At 71.3% G+C, this 20,641-nt stretch carries 20 protein-coding genes; 12 read left to right on the top strand and 8 right to left on the bottom strand.

Annotation, left to right across the window (positions count from 1 at the left end; genetic code table 11):
- Positions 1-13 precede the first annotated feature (13 nt).
- From AB0230_RS09200 to ccsB, 5 genes are read left to right on the top strand one after another with little or no spacing between them, the layout of a single operon-like run.
- On the top strand, positions 14-655 hold the full coding sequence (locus AB0230_RS09200) for a histidine phosphatase family protein (RefSeq protein ID WP_315995123.1): 642 nt from the start codon (positions 14-16) through the stop codon (positions 653-655).
- Positions 655-1,260 (top strand): TlpA disulfide reductase family protein, encoded by a 606-nt coding sequence (locus AB0230_RS09195; RefSeq protein ID WP_315995122.1) that lies wholly within the window; start codon positions 655-657, stop codon positions 1,258-1,260. Before AB0230_RS09200 ends, AB0230_RS09195 begins: the two co-directional genes overlap by 1 nt.
- Positions 1,257-2,006: a cytochrome c biogenesis protein CcdA gene (locus AB0230_RS09190; RefSeq protein ID WP_363390823.1), complete on the top strand. Its 750-nt coding sequence runs from the start codon at positions 1,257-1,259 to the stop codon at positions 2,004-2,006. The genes AB0230_RS09195 and AB0230_RS09190 overlap by 4 nt, the downstream gene beginning before the upstream one ends.
- 13 nt (positions 2,007-2,019) lie before the next feature.
- Positions 2,020-3,702 (top strand): cytochrome c biogenesis protein ResB, encoded by a 1,683-nt coding sequence (locus tag AB0230_RS09185; RefSeq protein ID WP_366375316.1) that lies wholly within the window; start codon positions 2,020-2,022, stop codon positions 3,700-3,702.
- A gap of 4 nt (positions 3,703-3,706) precedes the next feature.
- On the top strand, positions 3,707-4,717 hold the full coding sequence (gene ccsB / locus AB0230_RS09180; RefSeq protein WP_315995119.1) for a c-type cytochrome biogenesis protein CcsB: 1,011 nt from the start codon (positions 3,707-3,709) through the stop codon (positions 4,715-4,717).
- A gap of 171 nt (positions 4,718-4,888) precedes the next feature.
- Here ccsB and AB0230_RS09175 read toward each other — a convergent pair whose 3' ends face one another.
- The 3 genes from AB0230_RS09175 to AB0230_RS09165 all read right to left on the bottom strand — a co-directional run bounded on the left by AB0230_RS09175 (position 4,889) and on the right by AB0230_RS09165 (position 10,935).
- Positions 4,889-5,458, bottom strand: coding sequence for a DUF559 domain-containing protein (locus tag AB0230_RS09175; RefSeq protein ID WP_366375314.1), 570 nt, complete (start codon positions 5,456-5,458; stop codon positions 4,889-4,891).
- 507 nt (positions 5,459-5,965) lie between these two features.
- Entirely contained in the window at positions 5,966-8,050 is a 2,085-nt protein-coding gene (locus tag AB0230_RS09170) for a YhgE/Pip domain-containing protein (RefSeq protein ID WP_366375312.1), read from the bottom strand.
- Positions 8,047-10,935 (bottom strand): MMPL family transporter, encoded by a 2,889-nt coding sequence (locus AB0230_RS09165; RefSeq protein ID WP_366375310.1) that lies wholly within the window; start codon positions 10,933-10,935, stop codon positions 8,047-8,049. The genes AB0230_RS09170 and AB0230_RS09165 overlap by 4 nt, the downstream gene beginning before the upstream one ends.
- A 117-nt stretch (positions 10,936-11,052) precedes the next feature.
- On the opposite strand from AB0230_RS09165, the gene AB0230_RS09160 reads away from it, so the two are divergent.
- Positions 11,053-11,679, top strand: a complete 627-nt coding sequence (locus AB0230_RS09160) for a TetR/AcrR family transcriptional regulator (protein ID WP_363578275.1) — start codon at positions 11,053-11,055, stop codon at positions 11,677-11,679.
- Here the strand turns inward: AB0230_RS09160 and AB0230_RS09155 are convergent.
- Positions 11,666-12,661, bottom strand: coding sequence for an o-succinylbenzoate synthase (locus tag AB0230_RS09155; protein ID WP_315995114.1), 996 nt, complete (start codon positions 12,659-12,661; stop codon positions 11,666-11,668). The genes AB0230_RS09160 and AB0230_RS09155 overlap by 14 nt on opposite strands.
- Positions 12,662-12,677: 16 nt before the next feature.
- On the bottom strand, positions 12,678-12,860 hold the full coding sequence (locus tag AB0230_RS09150) for a hypothetical protein (protein WP_363390802.1): 183 nt from the start codon (positions 12,858-12,860) through the stop codon (positions 12,678-12,680).
- 94 nt (positions 12,861-12,954) lie between these two features.
- Between AB0230_RS09150 and AB0230_RS09145 the strand changes: the two genes are divergently transcribed.
- Positions 12,955-13,752 (top strand): LLM class F420-dependent oxidoreductase, encoded by a 798-nt coding sequence (locus AB0230_RS09145; protein WP_315995112.1) that lies wholly within the window; start codon positions 12,955-12,957, stop codon positions 13,750-13,752.
- A 78-nt stretch (positions 13,753-13,830) separates the two neighbouring features.
- Here AB0230_RS09145 and AB0230_RS09140 read toward each other — a convergent pair whose 3' ends face one another.
- On the bottom strand, positions 13,831-14,052 hold the full coding sequence (locus AB0230_RS09140; RefSeq protein ID WP_366375307.1) for a hypothetical protein: 222 nt from the start codon (positions 14,050-14,052) through the stop codon (positions 13,831-13,833).
- Positions 14,053-14,115: 63 nt separating this feature from the next.
- Here AB0230_RS09140 and AB0230_RS09135 point away from each other — a divergent pair, with 63 nt between their 5' ends.
- The 3 genes from AB0230_RS09135 to AB0230_RS09125 all read left to right on the top strand — a co-directional run bounded on the left by AB0230_RS09135 (position 14,116) and on the right by AB0230_RS09125 (position 17,240).
- The gene (locus AB0230_RS09135; RefSeq protein ID WP_315995110.1) at positions 14,116-15,018 is read left to right on the top strand and encodes a 1,4-dihydroxy-2-naphthoyl-CoA synthase; all 903 of its coding nucleotides are present in this window, start codon (positions 14,116-14,118) and stop codon (positions 15,016-15,018) included.
- A gap of 16 nt (positions 15,019-15,034) precedes the next feature.
- Complete coding sequence (locus AB0230_RS09130; RefSeq protein WP_363578278.1) at positions 15,035-16,186, top strand: AMP-binding protein; 1,152 nt, start codon at positions 15,035-15,037, stop codon at positions 16,184-16,186.
- An 82-nt stretch (positions 16,187-16,268) separates the two neighbouring features.
- The gene (locus AB0230_RS09125; RefSeq protein ID WP_366375304.1) at positions 16,269-17,240 is read left to right on the top strand and encodes a 1,4-dihydroxy-2-naphthoate polyprenyltransferase; all 972 of its coding nucleotides are present in this window, start codon (positions 16,269-16,271) and stop codon (positions 17,238-17,240) included.
- 155 nt (positions 17,241-17,395) lie between these two features.
- On the opposite strand, the gene AB0230_RS09120 is transcribed toward AB0230_RS09125, so the two are convergent.
- Entirely contained in the window at positions 17,396-17,722 is a 327-nt protein-coding gene (locus AB0230_RS09120) for a DUF4229 domain-containing protein (protein ID WP_315995107.1), read from the bottom strand.
- Positions 17,723-17,830: 108 nt separating this feature from the next.
- Between AB0230_RS09120 and AB0230_RS09115 the strand changes: the two genes are divergently transcribed.
- Both AB0230_RS09115 and menD read left to right on the top strand, forming a co-directional pair.
- Complete coding sequence (locus tag AB0230_RS09115) at positions 17,831-18,256, top strand: PLDc N-terminal domain-containing protein (protein ID WP_366375302.1); 426 nt, start codon at positions 17,831-17,833, stop codon at positions 18,254-18,256.
- Positions 18,257-18,263: 7 nt separating this feature from the next.
- Entirely contained in the window at positions 18,264-20,045 is a 1,782-nt protein-coding gene (menD, locus tag AB0230_RS09110) for a 2-succinyl-5-enolpyruvyl-6-hydroxy-3-cyclohexene-1-carboxylic-acid synthase (protein ID WP_366375300.1), read from the top strand.
- Positions 20,046-20,095: 50 nt separating this feature from the next.
- Here the strand turns inward: menD and AB0230_RS09105 are convergent, their stop codons facing one another.
- A complete protein-coding gene (locus AB0230_RS09105; RefSeq protein WP_315995104.1) occupies positions 20,096-20,596 on the bottom strand; it encodes a MarR family transcriptional regulator in 501 nt (166 codons plus the stop codon).
- Positions 20,597-20,641 lie beyond the last annotated feature (45 nt).

The following is a 20,641-nucleotide window of genomic DNA, read 5'->3' as shown; positions in this document are numbered from 1 at the left end:
CTAGACTGGGATCGTGCCCGCCGATCGCCTTCATCTCGTGCGCCACGGAGAGGTGTACAACCCCCGTCGCGTGCTCTACGGTCGGCTCCCCGGATTCGGCCTGAGCGTCGACGGTCGGCGCATGGCGCGGCAGGCGGCCGAGTACGTGAAGAGCCTCGAGCGGCCGGTGAGCGCTCTCGTGGTCTCGCCGCTGCAGCGCACGCGCGAATCCGCCGAGCCTTTCGTCGAGCTGTTCGGTGCCGAGCCGTTCATCGACGACCGGGTGATCGAGCCCACCAACGTCTTCGAAGGGCGCCGGATGAAGCAGGCGCTCGCGAATCCCCTCAACTGGCGCCACCTCAGCCGCCCGGCCGTCCCCAGCTGGGGCGAGCCGTACGAGCGGATCGTCGCCCGCATGGTCGCGGCGATGGATGACGCCTGGAACCGTGTGCCCGCGGGCGACGTCGTCGTCGTCTCGCACCAGCTCCCCATCTGGGTGACCCACCTCGCCCTGTCCCACCAGCCCACCCGACACGACCCGCGCAAGCGTCGCTGCGCGCTGTCGAGCGTGACGAGCTTCGAACGGCGCGACGGCGCCGGCGGTCCGCGGTTCGTCGAGGTGGCGTACGCAACGCCGGCGTCCACCGCCGGCGCCGTCGACGTAGGAGCCGTGTGATGCGCCGAATCCTCTCCGCGGTCGGGGCGGTCCTCGCCTCCGCCGCGCTCGTCACGGGTCTGGCGGCCTGCAGCGCCGACCCCCTCGCGGACCAGTACCGCGCCGGCGACAACAAGGGCTACATCGCCGCCAACGGGTTCCAGACCAAGGAGATCGCGGCGGATCAGCGCGGCGAGCCCGTGGAGTTCTCCGGCACGCTCGACAACGGCTCGCCCGTCTCGAGCGCCGACTTCTCGGGCAAGGTGCTCGTGGTCAACTTCTGGTACGCCACGTGCGGTCCCTGCATCATCGAGGCCCCGCGTCTCGAGCAGGCCTACCAGAGCTTCCAGGGACAGGACGTCGCCTTCCTCGGCATCAACACCTACGACCAGCCCGCGACCGCCTTGTCGTTCGCGCGCGACCACGAGGTGTCGTACTCCAGCGCGATGGCGGTCGACGACGCCCAGCTGAAGCTCGCGTTCAACAAGGCCACGCCGTTGAACGCCACCCCCACCACCCTCGTGCTCGACAAGCAGGGCCGCGTCGCCGCCCGTATCGTCGGCGAGCTGCCCGAGGCCTCGATCCTCGAGGCGATCGTGCGCACGCTCGTGGCGGAGAGCGCGTGAACCCCGGCGCCCTCGTCTTCGACGGCGCGCTGTGGGTCGCCGTTCCCATCGCGCTCGCGGCCGGCCTCATCTCCTTCCTCTCGCCGTGCGTGCTGCCGCTCGTTCCGGGCTACCTCGGGTATATCGGCGGTGCCGTCGCCCCGCGCGGGGGCTCGGCATCCGGGCCCGGTCGAGGACGGCTGCTCGGCGGGACCCTGCTGTTCATCGCGGGGTTCACGGTCGTGTTCATGGCCGTCAATGTGCTGGGCGGAACGCTGGGCGCCTTCTTCCTCGCCTACGCCGACGTGATCACGCGCGTCATGGGCGTGGTCATCATCCTGATGGGCTTGGTGTTCATCGGGCTGTTCGGCCTCGCGCAGCGTTCGGTGCGGATGCAGTCCCGTGGCAACCTGGGGCTCATCGGCGCCCCTTTGCTGGGCATCGCCCTCGGCATCGGCTGGACCCCGTGCATCGGGCCCACGCTGGCGGCGATCATCTCCGTGTCGTACAACCTCGGGGATCCCGGCCGGGCGGCGCTGCTCGGGCTGATGTACTCGCTGGGCCTCGGCATCCCCTTCCTGCTCCTCGCCCTCGGCTTCGGGTGGGCGACGAAGTCCGTGGCGTTCGTGCGCACGCACATCCGCGTCGTGAACCTCATCGGCGGAGCGCTGCTGATCGTGCTCGGCCTGCTCATGGTGACGGGCCTGTGGGGCCAGTGGATGTCGACCCTGCAGGGGGTGATGGGCAATGTCCAACTCCCGCTCTGATCGAGGGAACACGATGACCGACCCGCTGCGTCCGTCCGACCACGCCGACTCCACGTCCGACGAGGTCACCCAGCCGCGCCTGGGCGTCGTGGGATGGCTGCGGTGGGGATGGCGCCAGCTGACCAGCATGCGCACGGCCCTCGTGCTGCTGCTCCTGCTCGCGATCGCCGCCGTCCCGGGATCGCTCGTGCCCCAGCGCAGCGCCGACCCCAACGGCGTCACGCAGTACTTCACCGACAACCCCGATCTCGCGCCGGTGCTCGACAAGCTCAGCCTGTTCGACGTCTACACCTCGCCCTGGTTCTCGGCGATCTACCTGCTGCTGTTCATCTCGCTGATCGGCTGCGTGCTCCCGCGCACGAAGCACCACTGGAAGGCGCTGCGCTCGCAGCCGCCGCGCACGCCCGCGCGTCTGTCGCGCCTGGACGACCACCGCTCCCGCTCGATCGCGGTCGACGCGGATGCGGATGCCCTGGCGACCGCCGCCGTGGAGAGCGCGGCCGCGCAGCTGCGCAAGAGCGGCTACCGGGTGGCGCGCTACGACGGGCGCGGGTCGTTCTCGGTGTCGGCGGAGCGCGGGTACCTGCGCGAGACCGGCAATCTGCTCTTCCACGGCGCGCTCGTGGGCGTCCTGATCGCCGTCGGTGTCGGCGGGGGCTTCACCTACACCGGTCAACGCGTGCTCGTCGAGGGCCAGGCCTTCGCGAACAGCCTGCTCGACTACTCCTCGTTCAACCCGGGTCGCTTCGTCAGCGGAGACACCCTCACGCCCTACTCGATGACGCTCGACAAGTTCGACGTGTCCTACGTTCCGCCCGGGCAGCCCGGTTCGGGACAAGCCGGCGACTTCGTGGCGCACGTGACGACGCAGGCCCCCGGCACCGACCCGCAGGACGGCGAGGTGCGCGTCAACCACCCGCTCGACGTGCAGGGCGACCGCGTCTACCTGCTCGGCAACGGCTACGCCCCGACCGTGACGATCCGCGACGCCGAGGGCAACGAGGTGTTCCACGACTCGGTCGCGTTCCTGCCGCAGGATGCCAACATGACCTCGCTCGGCGTCATTAAGGTCGCCGACGGTCTGCCCGAACAGCTCGGTCTGCTCGGATTCTTCTACCCGACGATGGACGTGCTGCCCTCGGGCGCGCTGACCTCCACGTACGGGGCGCTGGAGTACCCGACCTTGACGCTGCGCGTGTACGAGGGCGACCTCGGCATCGACGACGGAACGCCCCGCTCGGTCTACACGCTCGATCCGTCGGGCATGACGCAGATCGCCGGCGGCGACAGCGGCAACCCCGCCATCCAGCTCATGCCCGGGCAGACCGAGGATCTGCCCAACGGCCTCGGCACCATCACCTTCGAGAACGAGGCGCCCGCGGGGGCCGTCGGGTACGACGGATCGGTCAAGCGCTTCGCATCCCTGTCGATCCACCGCGACCTCGCCGGACCGTGGGTGCTCGCCTTCGCCCTGCTGGCGCTGCTCGGCCTGCTCGCCGCGCTCTTCGTCCCGCGTCGCCGCATGTGGGTCAAGGCGACCCCGCAGGGCGGCTCGGTGCTCGTCGAGTACGCGGGCCTCGCGCGCGGTGAGGACCCGACGCTCGCCGCCGCCGTCGATCAGCTCGCCGAGAAGCACGGCGCGACCCTCCCCGGCCCTCCTCCCCAGAGCCACCCCGACACCGGAAAAGTAGACTGAGACCATGCCCGGAACCGACCCGCTTCTCCTCGACGAGATCTCCCTCCTCCTGGTGTGGACGGCGGTCGCCATCTACGTGCTGGCGTTCATCGCGTACGCCATCGATCTCGCGCGCCGCTCCGACCTCGCGCTCAAGGCCAAAGACGAGGTCGTCGCGCGCGAGCTCGTGACCGCGGGTGGCGGGGGAGTGATCTCCTCGGGCGCCGGGTCGTCGGCATCCGGTGCCTCCACCGCCAAGCCCCGCTACCTGTGGGCGCGTCTCGGCACGGTGCTGACGGCGCTCGGCTTCGTCTTCCACCTCGTGGCGACGGTCCTGCGCGGGATCGCAGCCGAGCGCGTGCCGTGGTCGAACATGTACGAGTTCGCCATGACCGGCCTGCTGCTGATCATCGCGGTGTACCTCGCCGTGCTGACGCGCTACGACCTGCGCTTCCTCGGCTCGCTCATGACCGGCCTCGCGGTGCTGCTGCTGGGTGGCGCGACGCTGGCGTTCCACGTCGAGGTCGTTCCGCTGGCCGACCCGCTGAAGTCGGTCTGGCTCGTCGTGCACGTCTTCGTCGCGAGTCTCGCGACGGCACTGTTCGCCCTCGCTTTCGGGCTCTCGGTCGTGCAGCTCATCCAGACGCGGCGCGAGCGCAAGCTCGCCGAAGCCCCGGTGGATGCCGAACCGAAGCGCAGCTTCCTGCGCACGGTTCCGAACGCCGACGCCCTCGAGTCGCTGGCCTACCGCTTCGCGATCGTCGGATTCATCTTCTGGACCTTCACCCTCATCGCCGGGTCCATCTGGGCGAACGACGCATGGGGCCGGTTCTGGGGCTTCGACACCAAGGAAGTCTGGACCTTCGTCATCTGGGTGCTCTACGCGGGCTACATCCACGCCCGCGCGACGCGCGGCTGGCGCGGCACCCGCTCGGCGTGGCTGTCGATCATCGGCTTCACTGCGGTGCTGTTCAACTTCACGATCGTCAACGTCTTCTTCAAGGGCCTGCACGCCTACAGCGGCCTGACGACGTAAGGACCCTCACCCGGTTCCCGGGCCCGTCCGGCTGTCGCCGGGCGGGCCCTTCGTGTTTCGCGGAACGTCCCGGCTCTGGCCCGGGCGCGATGCCCTCGCCCGATGGGCGGCGGGGTTTGAGTGTCCAAGACATGCCGCTGGCGGCGGGTGGACACGGCATGTCTTGGACACTCAAGGGGCGTCGGCCGCGCGGAGCGCGTGACGCACGGGTGCGACGATGTCCTGCATCGGCGTCTCGAGGTGGTGGGCCACGACACGGATGAGCGTCCACCCCTCCCGGGCAATGGCGCGCCAGCGGTCGGCATCCCGTCGGAACTGGTCTGCGTCGGCGTGCTGCCGCCCGTCGTACTCGACCGCTACCCGGTGGTCGGGGTAGGCCATGTCGAGTCGAGCGACGAAGACCCCGTCTGCCGTGCAGAGGGTCCAGTTGAGGTGCGGCTCGGGCAGGCCCGCCCGCAGGAGGACGAGGCGCACGGCCGTCTCTCGCGGAGATTCCGCTCCGGGTCTGACAAGCTGCACTGCCTCGCGGAGGGCGACTGCTCCGCGACGCCGTGCGCGTCGTGCAGCTGCGTCGAGGTCTGACACGGTGTCGCCCTGTGACAACGCCCAGTCTCCCGCGGCGACGAGGTCTTCCATCGGGACGAGCGAGCCGAGCTGAGCCCAGGTCTCGACGCGGTTTGCGACCGGCAGGCCGGCGCGCAGTGTGACACCCTCCGACGGCATGACCAAGCGATGTCCCACGACACCTGCCGTGCGAGGCTCCCGCGCGGGGGGAACCGCGCTCACATGCAGAAAGTCGTCAGGGCGGAACGGGAGGGGCATCCCCCACAGCGTGGCGGCGGTCGAGTGGCTGAAGAATTGCGCGCCGATCATCCGAGGGAGAAATGCCCTGCATCTCGCCTCCAGACCTTCCAGCGGATCTTCGCGCGCGACGCGCACTCCATGGAACGGCGACCGTAGGTCACCGGCGGAGAGCCGCCGGCGGGGGACGCCGTGTGCATCCGCGTCGCGGACGTGGAACGCCGAGCGCAGTTCAGGGGGGAGTGCGTGCGGGTGCATGCCCACAGCAGACACGATCGTCCGCGCGTGGGCCGCCCGGCCCCCGCTCTGCTGTGGATACCCCCCGCTGTGAAGGAGTGGTGCACTCCCCGGACCGCCCTCGAGTGTCCAAGAAACGCCGTCTCTCGCGGCCAGGGGCGGCGTGTCTTGGACACTCGACAGGAGAGGGCGCGTCGGGCACCCGCGCGCTTACGCGGGCTGGGCGGCGGCGCGGGTGGAGGTGGTGCGGCGGCGCACCACGATCAGTGTCGTGGCGATGAGCGACAGCACGGCCCAGACCACGAACCCGGCGATACCCGCCCCGACTCCGCCGGCCGACGACAGGGCGCCGAGCATCGCGTCGTAGGCGGGGGCGGTCGGCAGCAGGGATGCCACGGCGGCCAGCGCGGGCGGCACGGTCGACACGATGCTCGCGGCCAGGGCCAGGGCGCCGATCACCGCCGCGATCCATCGGCCCGCTCCGCCGAACACCGCCACGAGGGCCTGGTGGACGGCGGCGAAGGCGATGCCGGCCGCGATGCACACGAGGGCGAAGAGGGCCCAGTCGCCCCAGTCGTACTTCGAGGCGATCTGGACGACGGAGGCGACCAGCAGGCCCTGCACGGCGCCGACGAGCGCAGCGGGGGCGAAGCCGCGCAGCGCGACCAGCGCGGACGGGCGACGGCTGGTGAGAGCACGCGCCGACACCGCCTGGAATGCGACGAACGAGGCGAGTCCGCCGAACCACAGCACGGCCATGGCCAACAGGGGCACCGCGGCGAGGCCGAACAACGAATTGTCTGCGCCCGTGGCCGAGACCGGGTCGGCGACGACGTCGGCGAGGGTGGTCGCCTGGGTGTCGGTGTACGTCGGCAACTGCGCGACGGCGGTGTCGAGCCCATCGGCGAGGGAGGATGTTCCCGTCGCGACCTGCTGCACGCCGTCGGCGAGCTGGCCGGCGCCGTCTTCGGCGCCGGAGGCTCCGGATGCCAGCTGCGCGGCGCCCGAGCCGAGGGCCGCGGCTCCGGTGCCGAACTGCGTCGCGCCGTCGGCCAGTTTCGTCGCGCCCCCGGCGATGCCGTCCATGCCGCCGGCGAGCGTGCCGAGTCCGGAGGCCGCCTCGCGGGCGCCACCGGCGAGGCCGGTCGCGCCGTCGGCGAGCTGCTGGTTGGCGTCGGCGATCGCACGGATGCCCGTGGGCAGCTGCGCCGCCTGACCGGCGAGGTCGCCGATCTGCGTGACGGTGTCGGTGGCCCGGTCGAGGGAGGCCGCGGCGGCGGCTGCCGCATCGCGCAGCGCCTGGCACTGCTCCGGGGTCCCCGTGCACTCCGCCGCCGCCTTCTGCAGGGCGGCGTTCGCGTCGACGAGAGCCTTGTTGACCTGCGGGGCGGCATCGGCGAGCTTCTGCGCGTCGTCGGCGAAACCCGGCGGGATCTGGTCGGCGAGACCGTTGATCTGCGTCGCGAGCTGCTGATTGCCGGCCGCGATGCCGTCGGCACCGGTCGCGAGCTTGCTCACTCCCGCCGCGGCATCCCGCGTCCCGTTCGCGAGCGCCGCCGAGCCCGATGCCAACTGCGTCGCGCCGTCGGCGAGCGGACCCGCGCCGGCCGCGAGCTGCGACGCCCCATCGGCGAGGCTCGAGGCTCCGTTCGAGAGCTGTCCCAGGCCGTCGCGCAGATCACCCGCGCCGGACGCGGCCTGCGATGCCCCGTCGGCCAGCTGATGGGCGCCGCTCGCCGCGGAACCGAGCTGGTCGCTCAGCGTCGTGAAGCCGAGGAAGACGTTCTTCAGGTACTGAGAGGACAGCTCGCCCCCGTAGACGCTCGTGGCGGTCGTTGCGAGCGCGGAGGTGATCGCTCCGTCGACGACGCGCGCGTCGGGAGCGGTCTGCACGCCGATGGTCGCCTTGACCGGCGTCTCGCCGGGGCGCGTCGACAACGAGGCGGCGGTGAAGTTCTCGGGGATCGTGACGACGGCGGTGTAGGTGCCGTCGGCGAGACCGGCCGCGGCATCCTCGTCGTTCGAGATGACCCAGTCGATGTTGCTCGGCTGATCGTCGGCGCCCTTCACGAGGCCGCCGGTGAGCTGCCGACCGAGGGGGACCAGCTGGCCGTTCAGCTCGACGGCCTTGTCGTCGTTGACGATCGCGGCCGTGATGTTCTCGAGTCGGTCGGTGGGGTTGTACAGCGCGCCCACCAGGATGCCGCCGATCACGGCGGGCAGCAGGAGCACGCCGATGAGCGTCAACCACGTGACGGGGCGGCGCGAGCGGGAGCGCTCGACGGGGAGAGTCATGCGAACACCTCGGAGAGATCGGCGAAGGTTTCGGGTTCGGAGCGGTGCCGTCGCGGCGTGGGCAACGGGAGGGAGGTCACGTCGGGGCGGTGCGCCTCGGACAGCAGGGCGAGGGCACGGCGCTCGTCGCGGGCAGAGACGACGAGCGTGAAGGGTGACGACGCGTCGCCCGACCGCTCGCGGGCCTCGACGGCCGCGCGGCGGAGCACGTGTGCGACGTCATCGCGGGCGTCGTCGTCGAGGCGGTCGATGTCGCAGACGACGACGATGCGTGTGCCGCGGGCGACGGCCTGGGCCACGTCCGCCTCCGCCGTCGAGGGGTCGTCGAGGAGGGCGACACCGACGCGGGCCCGCACGGCACCGGCGCGTTCGGGCACCAGGAGCCCGTCGACGCGCAGCTTCCCCTCGATCTTCGACAGGCGACCGGCGAGGGCGAGGAGAAGTGCGCGCGTGGTGCGGCTCTCTCCCGTCACGAGCAGGGTGCCGCCGTACCCCAGTCGCATCGACACGTCGCGGAAGACCGGCTCCGCGGTCTCGGAGGCGACGCTGGTGCGCAGGTCGTCGGCGGCGATCGCCAGCGCGGGCTCGGAGGGCCACTCGGCGAGGTGCACCTCGCGCTCGACGGCCTCGCCCTCGACGTCGAGCTTGGGCAGGATGCGGTCGAGCCAGCGCGGCATCCACCAGGCCTTCGCGCCCAGCAGCGCGAGGATCGCCGGGACGAGGGTCATGCGTACGAGGAACGCGTCGACGGCCACGCCGACCGCGAGCCCCAGAGCGATGGGCTTGAGACTCGAGTCGCCCTCGGGCACGAACGCGACGAACACGGCGAACATGATGACCGCGGCCGCCACGACGACACGGGCGGATGCCGCGAAGCCGCTGCGCACCGCGCCGAGTGCCACCTCGCGGGGTGTGCGCCCCTCGCGCTTCGCGTGGACGTAGTCCTCGCGCATGCGCGAGACGAGGAAGACCTGGTAGTCCATGGCGAGGCCGAAGAGCACGCCCATCACGACGATCGGCATGAAGCTGATGATGGGCCCGACCTTCGCGACATGCAGCGCATCGGCGAACCAGCCCCACTCGAACACCGCGGCGACCACGCCGAACGAGGCGGCGACCGACAGCAGATATCCGCCCGCAGCGGTGAGCGGAACCCAGATCGAGCGGAACACGATCATCAGCAGCACGAGGGAGAGTCCGACGACGAAGAGGCCGAAGGGCAGGAGCGCGGCTCCGAGCTGGTCGGAGATGTCGATCGTCACCGCGGTGTAGCCGGTGACGAGCAGGCGCACGCCGAACTCGTCGTAGAGGCGATCCTCCTGAGCCCGCAGCTCGCGCACGAGGTCGGCGGTGCGGGGGTCGTCGGGTGCGGTCTCGGGGACGATCTGCACGATGCCGGTGTCGGCGGTCTCGTTGGGGGTGGCCAGGGCCACTTCGGCGACCCCGGGGATCTTGGCGATCTCGTCGCCGATGTCGGTCATGAGGGTGAGGGGATCGTTCGAGGTCACGATCGTGCCGGTCATGATGAGCGGCCCGTTCGCTCCCGGTCCGAAGTACTCGTCGGTCAGCTCGTAGGCGACGCGCGCCTCGTCGCCCTCGGGCAGTTGGCCGGCGTTCGGCAGGGTCAGGGCCAGCGACGCGGCGGGAACGGCGGTGACGCCGAGCAGCCCGATCACCGCGACGGTGGTGACCACCGGATGCCGGGTCACCAGGCCGACCCAGCGCTTGGCGGGGCCGTTCCGCTCGGCTTTGATGGCCGCGGTGGTGGCGCGTCGCACGCTCTCGGCGGCGGCCTCTTCGGCGGCGGCCGTGTCGTCTTCGGCGGTGGCGGTGCGCGAGCGCTTCTTCGGGCGCTTGTATCCCCACCCGACGACACGGTGACCGGCGAAGCCGAGGAAGGCCGGCGTGAGCGTCAGCCCGACGCACACCGCGATCGCGACGGCGACGGAGGCGGCGATCCCCATGGTCGTCAGGAACGGGATGCCGGCGAAGCTCAGCCCGATGAGGGCGATGAGCACCGTGATGCCGGCGAACACCACGGCCGAACCCGCGGTGCCGACCGCGCGGGCCGTGGACTCCTCGGGGTCCATGCCCGCTCTCGTCTGGTCTTGATGTCGAGACACGATGAAGAGCGCGTAGTCGATGCCGACCGCCAGGCCCAACATCACCGCCAGCAGCGGGGTCGTCGACGACACGGTCGCGAAGCCGGTCGCGATGAAGATGAGGGCGATCGAGAGGGCGACGCCCAGGATGGCGGTGGCCAGCGGCATCCCGGCCACCAGGAACGAGCGGAACGTCACCATCAGCACGAGCGCGGCGATGAGCACGCCGAGGGCTTCGGTGAGCGAGGCGCCGGGGATCTCGGTGGCGAACAGCTGCCCACCGAGAACGGATTGCGAACCGGGGGGAAGTGCCTCGCCCAGAGCCGTCGCGGCCTCGCGGAGCCCGTCTTCGGTGGCCTGCGGCACCTCGGTGGCCTCGCCGGAGAACTGGATGCGGACGATGGCGGCGCGTTCGTCGTCGGAGATGCCGCCCGAGATGCGGGTGTCGTAGGGGTCGGTCACGGCTTCGACGAAATCGAGGTCGCCGATGTCGGTCGACGTCTTCTGCACGGCGTCTTGATACGCCGGGTCGGTGACCTTCGCCCCGTCGGCGGAGACCACGATGATCTCGGCGCTGGCGCCGCTCACCTGGGGGAACGTGCGCCCGAGCATCTCGAGGCCCGCCTGCGACTCCGTGCCAGGGATCGTGAAGGTGTTGTCGGTGCCCTTCGCGAACAGCGCGACACCTCCGCCGGCGAGCACGAGCACGAGCAGCCAGGCCGTGAGAACGCGCCACGGGTGACGGAACGACCAACGCCCGAGGGTGTACAGGAATGTCGACACGGTGACTCCCAGATCGGTGAACGGGTCGATACATCACCGTATCGGATACAACAATGTATCCTAGACCCTCGGGGGTGCTGTCGAACCTGGATGTCACCCGAGAACAGGAGGCCTCGGATGACCGATTCCGCGCCCGCGACGACGCGCCGCCGCGAGAACACACGCGTCCGTCTCATGGATGCCGCAGCCGAGATGTTCGCCGAGGTCGGCATCGACGGAGCGTCGGTCGAGGCCATCTGCGAGCGTGCCGGCTTCACCCGCGGCGCGTTCTACTCCAACTTCGGGTCGAAGGAGGAGCTCTTCCTGGCCCTGTGCGCGCGATCGGCGGAGACGACGATCGCGGCGGTGCGCGCGCGCGTCACATCGATCGAGAGTCGCGGCCTCGAAGACGCCGGCGACGTGCTGCAGCTCGTCCAGGAGGTGCTCGAGGCCACCGGCGAGGACCGGCTGGACGTCCTCCTCGGGGCCGAAACGCGCCTTCAGGCGCTGCGCAACCCGGGTTTCGCCGAGGCCTACCTGGCTCTCAACCAGGGCCTGGGGGAGAGCGTCACCCAGCTCGTCCGTGACATCGCCGCCGCGCGGGGACTCTCGCTCCGCGTTCCTGCGGACGTGGCCACCGATCTTCTGCTGTCGGTGTGGATTTCGACGTCCGAGACGGCGTTGCTCACTCGTCAGGCGCCGTCGGAGTCGCGGTCCGGTCTGGCGGATCGCCTGTCACAGGTGGTCGGCCTCATCCTCGAGTGAGCAGGTCGTGGCAGCGGCCGAGGCGCGCCACCCACCAGTCGCGCCGTTCGTCGTCGGCGGCCACGCGGTCGAGGTCGAGGCCGGTGGGGCGCGGGCGCTCGAGGGAGAGCACCCCGCCACGGGCCACAAGGGGGGATGCCACCACGTCGGCGGCGAACAGCGAGGCTGTGCCCAGCCCGCAGTCGTAGGGGAGCGCGGGCAGCGATGCCGCGAGGGCGGCGCCCATCGACAGCCCGATCGAGGTGTCGAGCGCGCTGGAGACGACGACGGGGAGTCCCGCCTGCCGCACGATCTCGCGTGCCGCGTGGACACCGCCGAGGGGCTGCGCCTTGATGACGAGCAGATCGGCCGCGCCGCTGCGCGCGACGCGGAGCGGGTCCGCCGCCTTGCGGACGCTTTCATCGGCGGCGATCGGGATGTCGAGGTAGGCGATGCGTTCCCGCAGCTGCGCGAGCTCCTCGATCTCGGCGCACGGCTGTTCGACGTATTCCAGGTCGAACTCGGCCAGGGCGTGCACGGCCCGTTCCGCCTCGTCGACGTTCCACGCCGCGTTGGCGTCGATGCGCACACGCCCCTCCGGGCCCATGCTCTCGCGCACCGCGCGGACCCGCGCGACGTCGTCGGCGAGGGTCTGCCCGGCCTCGGCCACCTTCACCTTGACCGTCCGGCATCCGTCGTATCGGGCGAGGAGCCCGGCGACCTCGGATGCCGCGACCGCGGGCATCGTCGCGTTCACTCCGACGCCGTCGCGGACCGGGGCGGGGGAGGCCGCCCACCCGTAGTCGACGGCGGCGGCGAGCCAGGTCGCGGCCTCGGTGTCGTCGTACTCCACGAAGGGCGAGAACTCCGTCCATCCCTCCGGTCCCTCGAACACGAGCGCTTCGCGCGTGAGGATGCCGCGGAAACGGGCGGCGAGGGGAAGCGACACCACCCGCGCGGTGGCGAGGATGTCGGCGAGCGGGGGGAGGGCGACGGTGCTCATGCCCTCATCATGGTGCTCAGCGGTGGTTCGGAGCAGGGGGCCCGCCGGGGAGGAATTTCTGCCGTTCGTCACTGTACGACGCTGACAGGTTGCGCTGGTGGTCGAGCGACTCCATCGCCCCCTCGAATTCCGCCCGCGTGCGTCGCGGGCCGAACAGGTAGTCGCGCATCCGCGCGAGGATCGACACCTTCTTCGTCATGATGACTCCGATCGTCGTGAACCCTCCACGCTACGTGCGGTCGCCCGCGAGGTCCACCCGTCTCGGCGCCCGGCAGCGGGCATAGGCTGACGCCATGCTCTTCGACACCCCCGTCCGGCTCGGCGTCCAGATCCAGCCGCAGCACGTGCAGTACTCCGACATCCGCGACGCCGTCCTCCGTCTCGAGGAGATGGGCGTCGACGTCCTGTTCAACTGGGACCACTTCTTCCCGCTCTACGGCGATCCCGACGGCGAGCACTTCGAGGCGTGGACGATGCTAGCCGCGTGGGCCGAGCAGACCGAGCGCGTCGAGTTCGGCGCTCTCGTCAACTGCAACAGCTACCGCAACGCCGACCTGCAGGCCGACATGGCCCGCACCGTCGACCACATCAGCAAGAAGGGGGGCGACACCGGTCGCTTCATCTTCGGCACGGGTTCCGGATGGTTCCAGCGCGACTACGACGAGTACGGATACGAGTTCGGCACCGCGGGCTCGCGTCTCAACGCTCTCGCGAGCGACCTCGACCGCATCGCCGACCGATGGGGCAAGCTCAACCCCGCACCCACCCGCGAGATCCCCGTCATGATCGGCGGCAAGGGCGAGCAGAAGACCCTCCGCATGGTCGCCCGTCATGCCCAGATCTGGCACAGCTTCGTCACGCCCGACGAACTGCCCCACAAGTTCGACGTCATTCAGAAGTGGGCCGAGACCGAGCAGCGCGACCTGTCCGACCTCGTCGTCTCGAACGAGCTCAAGGACCGCGACGAGGACGTCGCCGACGCGCTCTTCGACGCGGGAACCCGCCTGTTCACGCTCGGCTTCTCGGGTCCCGAATGGGACTACTCCCTCGTCGAGCGCTGGTTGCGCTGGCGCGACGCGAAGAACGCGTGAGCGCGGGCGCCCCGATCGCTGAGGGCGCCCCACGACGTCAGCGGCGCCCCGATTCGATCGGGGCGCCGCTGTCGTCGTTCACGGCTTGAACTGTGCTCCGCCGGACGTGCCCGTCCCGTTCTTCACGGCCTCGCCGGCGTAGTACGCCGTCTCGCTCTGATGGTTCATCGAGCGCCGTGCATCCTCGGACTGGTCGTGTGAGGGGGCACCCAGGAAGTATTCGCGGATGCGGCCCAGAATCGACACCTTCTTCGTCATGCTGACTCCGATCGTCGGGTTGCCCAGGCTACGGCGCTTCACGGGGTCCGTCCACAGGTGGGCGCCCGCCGGTCCGTGCGGGGCGCCCGCGCGTAGGCTGAAACCGTGACCGTCTCCGAGCTCTTCGACCCCGCGGAATGGACCCTGGCGCCCGGCGCCGAGGGGTACACCGACATCACCGCCCACGTCACCCACGATGGCCGCGTCGCGCGCATCGCGTTCGACCGCCCGGAGGTGCGCAACGCCTTCCGTCCGCACACCGTCGACGAGTTGTACCGCGCCCTCGACATCGCGCGGCAGGACCACCGGATCGGCGTCGTCCTGCTGACGGGCAACGGCCCGAGCCAGAAAGACGGCGGGTGGGCGTTCTGCTCCGGGGGCGACCAGCGCATCCGGGGGCGCGACGGCTACAAGTACTCGCACGAAGAGCATGTCGTGCACGACCCGGGCCGCGCCGGTCGTCTGCACATCCTCGAGGTCCAGCGCCTCATCCGGTTCATGCCGAAGGTCGTCATCGCCGTCGTCCCGGGGTGGGCGGCCGGTGGCGGCCACTCGCTCAACGTCGTCTGCGACCTGTCCATCGCCAGCCGCGAGCACGGTCGGTTCAAGCAGACGGATGCCGATGTCGGCTCGTTCGACGCGGGGTACGGCTCCGCCTATTTCGCGCGCCAGATCGGTCAGAAGTTCGCGCGGGAGATCTTCTTCCTCGCCGAGGAGTACTCCGCCGAGCGGGCGTACGAGATGGGCGCGGTCAACCGAGTCGTCGCGCACGCCGATCTCGAACGCGAAGCGCTGTCGATGGCCCGCACGATCCTGACGAAGTCGCCCACCGCGATCCGCATGCTCAAGTACGCCTTCAACGCCGTCGACGACGGGCTCGTCGGCCAGCAGCTGTTCGCCGGAGAGGCGACCCGTCTCGCGTACGGCACCGACGAGGCCGTCGAGGGGCGCGACTCCTTCCTCGAGAAGCGCGAGCCCGACTGGTCCGACGTGCCGTGGCACTACTGATGGCTCGGACCCGCCCGTGAGGCTCGAGCCGCCGGCATCCACGGATCCGCGCGATGTGCTGCGAGCGCTGAGGGCGGCCGTCGTCGGAGCAGGTCCCGCCGTCGCCCTGGGCGGCGGTGCGCTGCCCGACGACGTGCCACCCGGAACCGCCGTCGTCGTGACGACCTCGGGCTCGACCGGTGTGCCGAAGTCGGTCGTGATCAGCCGGAACGCCCTCATCGCGAGCGCGTACGCGACCGCGGCGCGCATCGGGGAGGGGGCGTGGCTGCTGGCCGTGCCGGCGACCTACGTCGCGGGCGTGCAGGTTCTCGTGCGCGCCCTGCTGGCCGATCGCGAGCCCGCGGTCGTCGCGGGGCCCTTCCGCCCCGAGCCGTTCGCCGCGGCGGCGCGCGGAATGGCGTCGCACGACAACGGCGCCCGCGTGCCGACCTACACCTCCCTCGTCCCCGCGCAGCTGCAGCGGTTGGTGGATGCCGCGGACGCCGATCCGACGGTGGCCGAGGCGCTGCGCTCGTTCGAGGCGATCCTCATCGGCGGTCAGGCCCTCGCGCCGTCGGTGGCGGCGCGTGCGGAGGCCCTCGGCGCCCGGATCGTGCGCACCTACGGCTCGAGCGAGACGAGCGGGGGCTGCGTCTACGACGGCGTGCCGCTCGATGGGGTCGGGATGACGGTCGTCGACGGTGAGGTGCTCCTGTCGGGACCCACGCTCGCGGAGGGCTATCTCGGTGACCCCGAGCGCACGGCATCCGTCTTTCCCGTCGGCGCCGACGGCACCCGCTGGTACCGCACGGGCGACGGGGGCGAGATCGTCGACGGCGTGCTGAGCGTGACCGGTCGGATCGACAACGTCGTCGTCTCGGGCGGGGTGAACGTCTCCCTCGACCGGGTGGAGGCGGCGGTGCGAGCCATCGCGGGGCTCGAGGAGGCGGTGGTCGTCCCGATCCCGGATGCCGAGTGGGGACAGGGGTCCGCCGTCGTGGTCCCGGGCATCCCACCGGCCGCGGAGGCCGCGGTCCTCGAGCGCATCCGCGCGGTGGTGGGTTCGTCGATGGGGGCACCGGCGCGTCCGGCGCGGGTCGTCTCGATCGCCGAGCTCCCGACGCTGTCGTCGGGAAAGCCCGACCGAGCGGCGCTGCGCGCCGCGGTCGCGCTCGACTCGCGGGCATGAGCGCGACCCGCGGGCGAGATCGTACGGGCACGGGCACGACGTGCGGACAGGGGCACGACCGGCGGGCATAGGATTGCCCTCCGTGGCAGCACCCTCTCGCAAGCGTTCGCACCCCGCCAAGAAGCGTCGCCCCGGCGGCAACCCGCAGAAGGCGAAGGCGGGTGCGCCGCAGGCCACCGCCCCGGCCACGGCGCGCGACTGGATCGCGGCCGCCCGCCTGCGGACCCTTCCGCTCGCCATCACCCCCGTGTTGATCGGAACGGGAGCGGCGACGCTCGTCGACGAGCGGCTCCACTGGGTGATCGCGCTCGCCTGTCTGGCGGTCGCGTTCGCCCTGCAGATCGGCGTCAACTACGCCAACGACTATTCCGACGGCATCCGGGGGACCGACGACGTGCGCGTGGGGCCCGGACGCCTCACCGGGGGCCGGAAGGCGAAGCCGCGCACGGTGCTGATCGTCGCGCTCGCGTTCTTCGCGCTCGCCGCCGTCATCGGGCTGGCGCTGGTCGTACGCACGGGACAGTGGTGGCTGCTCGCGGTCGGGGCCGTCTGCATCGTCGCCGCGTGGTTCTACACGGGGGGCAAGCGCCCCTACGGCTACAACGCGATGGGCGAGCTCTTCGTCTTCGTGTTCTTCGGCCTCGTCGCCACCCTCGGCACGACGTGGCTGCAGGTGCAGGCGCTACCGCAGGAAGCATGGTTCGGCGCGGTCGCCGCGGGTCTGCTCGCGTGCGCCGTGCTGCTGGCCAACAACCTGCGCGACATCGATCAGGACCGCCTCGCCGGAAAGCGCACGCTGTCGGTGCTGATCGGCCGGCGTCCCACCCAGGTGCTGTTCACGCTCTTCGTGCTCGTCCCGTTCGCGATCGCCGTGTTCCTGGCGTTCGTGTACCCGATCGCCTGGCTGACCCTCATCGCGTTGCTCGGCGGCCTGGCCGCGATCCTCATCGTGTGGACGTACCGCACACCCCGGGAGCTCATCACGGCGCTGCAGGTGACGAGCTTCACGTCCGTCGCCTACGGCGCGCTGCTCTTCTGGGCGTTCGCCGGCTGATCCGGACCCCGCGGGGGTCCGACCGCCCCTTGCGGAGGGGCGCCGTGATCTGCGTCGCCCCGCCGTCGGTCGAGCGCGCCGGTCGGACCGGATGACGGGAGGGGTGCGGGCGTCCGGCCGGGGGTTCCCGTGCGGCCGAGTCGGCCGGTGGGAGCTCAGTCCGCGGCGGGCCGTTGCTCGCGGTCGACGTCGACGCGTGCGGCGTCGACCACCGCGTCTTCGGCATCGGCGTCGGAGTCCGCACCGGAGCGGCGTCCTGTCGTCGTGCTGCGCTGCGTGCGGCGCTCGGCGAGTCCGCCGGTGACCTTCTCGAGGGGGCGGCGGAGGAACAGCAGCGAGAGGCTGAAGCCGATGAGGGCCGCGAAGATCGCCGCGAGCCAGGGGAGCTCCTGGAACACGGGGAACAGCAGCAGGACGCCGAGCGGCACGAGGAACGCGAGCAATCGCAGCACCGTGTAGACGAGGGCCGAACGTGCGCGCATTCGTCCATTCTACGGCGGCGGCCTTCGCCTCCTTCCCGGGTCGTTCGACGGTGGGGGATGAGGAGGAGCTCCGGGCCCTCGTCCAGCCGACGCACGTAGAATCGGTCCATGGCACGGCTGCTTCTCATCCTGGCGTTCGTGGCGGTCCTGTTCTGGGTCTACACGATCGTCGACTGCGCTGTGCAACCCCCCTCGCGTCACCGCGGGGTCAGCAAGCCGGCGTGGATGGCCATCGTCATCCTGCTGCCGGTGCTCGGCGGCATCCTGTGGTTCCTCATCGGTCGTGGCCGGGCGAGTCAGACGGTCGTACGTCGCGCCCCCGACGACGACCCCGAGTTCCTCGGGCGCATGACCGCCTCGGCGCGCGCCGAGCAGGACGAGCGCATCCGACGTCTCGAGGAGGAGCTCGCCCAGCTCGACGCCGACGCCGACGAACCGCCGCGCCCGCCCCGCACGACCGACCCGGGTGACGCTCCCGATGGCGGCAAGCCCGGCGACGACGACACCCGCGGCCAGCGCGGCACCGTCGGCTGAGCCGCTCGTGACCTCGCCGAACGATCGGTCCGCCGCGCCCTCGACGGATGCGGCCGCCGCGCTGCTCGCCGGTCTCGTCTCCCGTGGCGTGCGGCACATCGTGGTCAGCCCCGGCTCGCGCTCGCAGGCTCTCGCCATCGTCGCTGCCGAGCTCGAGCGCGCGGGCCTGGTCGCGTTGCACGTGCGCATCGACGAACGCGTCGCCGGCTTCACCGCGCTGGGCATCGGTCGAGAGACCGGGATGCCGGCGGTCGTCGTCTGCACGTCCGGCACCGCCGTGGCCAACCTCGTGCCGGCCGCTCTCGAGGCCCACCATGCCGGCGTGCCGCTGCTGCTGCTGACCGCCGACCGCCCGCCGGAGCTGCGCGGGGTCGGGGCGAACCAGACAACCCGGCAGCCGGGGCTGTTCCGCTCGGCGACCCGGTTCGAGGCGGATCTCGCCGTTCCCGAGGCGGTCGACCACACCGGGGATGACGAGCAGAGCGCAGCTCTCGACCAGGTCGCGGCCGAAGCGCTCGCCGCCTCTCTCGGCGAGGGAGCGCGTGCCGCCGGTCCGGTGCACCTCAACGTGCCCTTCCGCGAGCCCCTCGCCGGCGCCGCCCCGTCGTGGCTCGCCGCGCGGGCGGCATCCCCCGCATCCGACGTCGTCGCCGCCGCCGAAGATCCCGACGTGTCCGGCGCGCTGTACCAGGGGGGCGGCGGCATCGGCGTCGCCGACGTCGCGCCCGAGACCGAGGCGGCGCACCCCGTGCCCTCCGGCCTCCGCACCATCGTGGTCGCGGGAGCCGACGCCGGTCCCGCCGCCGAGCAGTTCGCGCACGACGGCGGGTTCCCCCTCGTCGCCGAGATCGTCAGCGGCGCGCGATTCGGCCGCCACGTGGTGCACGGCTACCGCGCTCTACTGCGCGACCCCGACCTCGGCGGGCGGATCGAGCGCGTCGTGGTGTTCGGTCGCCCGACGCTCAGCCGCGAGGTGACCCGGCTGCTCATGCGCGACGACGTCGAGATCCTCGCGGTGCGCGGACCGGGCGAGCCCGTGAACCTGAACGGCGCGACGGTCGCGGTCGATGCCGTGCGACCGGCGGGCACCGGCGATCGGGCGTGGCTCGGCGAGTGGATGCGCGCTTCGCGCGACGCCGCCGTCGACCTGTCGCCGCCCGCTCCCGACGCCGAGGGGCTGGCATCCGTCGTCCCGTCGGAGCGGCTCGGGGCGATCAACGCCGAGGTCGGCGTGATGCGGGCGCCCGTGGATCGGGCCGCCCTCGTCGACGCGCTGTGGCGGGCCACCTGGCCGCACGACCGTCTGGTGTTCGGCTCGTCGCGCATCGTCCGCGTGGCCGATGAGCTGCTCGGGGGCAAGAAGGTGACCGTGCACTCCAATCGCGGCCTTGCGGGCATCGACGGCACGATCGCCACCGCGACGGGCGTCGCCCTCGCCAGCCAGGTCGACGAGAGACCGGGCGTCACGCGCCTGCTGCTGGGCGACCTCGCCTTCCTGCACGACATGGGCGCGCTGCTGCTGCCGCCGGGGGAGCAGGAGCCGCGCCTGCAGGTCGTCGTCGGCAACGACGGAGGCGGCACGATCTTCGACGGCCTCGAGGTGGCATCCGTCGCCGGCGACGATGCGATGACGCGCGTGCAGTACACCCCCCAGACCGCGCGTCTCGAGCAGCTCGCCCTCGCCTTCGGGTGGGAGTACCACCGCTGCACCACCCGCGTCGCTCTCGATCAGGTGCTGACGGCCCCGAGCGGGGGTCGACAGCTCATCGAGGTGCCGCTGTCGCGCTGACATCCGACACCGCGCGTGCCGTCAGCGGTTCGTGTCGGGGTTCTGCGCTTTTAGCGGCTCGACGCCGACCGCGGCGCGGCTGAGCGGGGCGGATCGGCGCGCAGATGGTCGGCCGCGCGCTGGAGGATGCGGGCGAGATCGTCGATGTCCGCGTCCGTCAAGGACGAGAACAGCAATCGGTGCAGCGCGTCGATGTGGCCGGGGAACACGGCGGCGAGCACGTCCCGCCCGGCCGCGGTGAGGGCGACCACGACGCTGCGTTCGTCGTCGGGCGACGGCGAACGTGTCACCAGTCCGCGCCGCTCCAGCGTCTGCGCCTGGTAGGTCAGGCCGCTGCGGCTGTGCACCAGCTGATCGGCGAGATCGGTCATGCGCAGGCGTCCGTCCTGCGCTTCCCCCAGGGTCGCGAGGAGTTGGAACTGCACGTAGCTCAGCTCGCCGGCATCCCGCAGCTGCTTCTCGACCGCGTGTCGCAGGAGGTTGCTGACCTCGGTGAAGGCGAGGTAGGCGCGCAGCTGCGTGGGACTGACCGTGGATGCGTCGCGGCTCATTCCCCCATCTTAGCGTTGCTTCGAATTCGTAGCAGTGCTAGGGTT

It is taken from the genome of Microbacterium sp. NPDC089190, from assembly GCF_040701795.1.
GTDB lineage: Bacteria > Actinomycetota > Actinomycetes > Actinomycetales > Microbacteriaceae > Microbacterium > Microbacterium galbum.
This window is presented reverse-complemented; position numbering and strand designations above follow the sequence as displayed.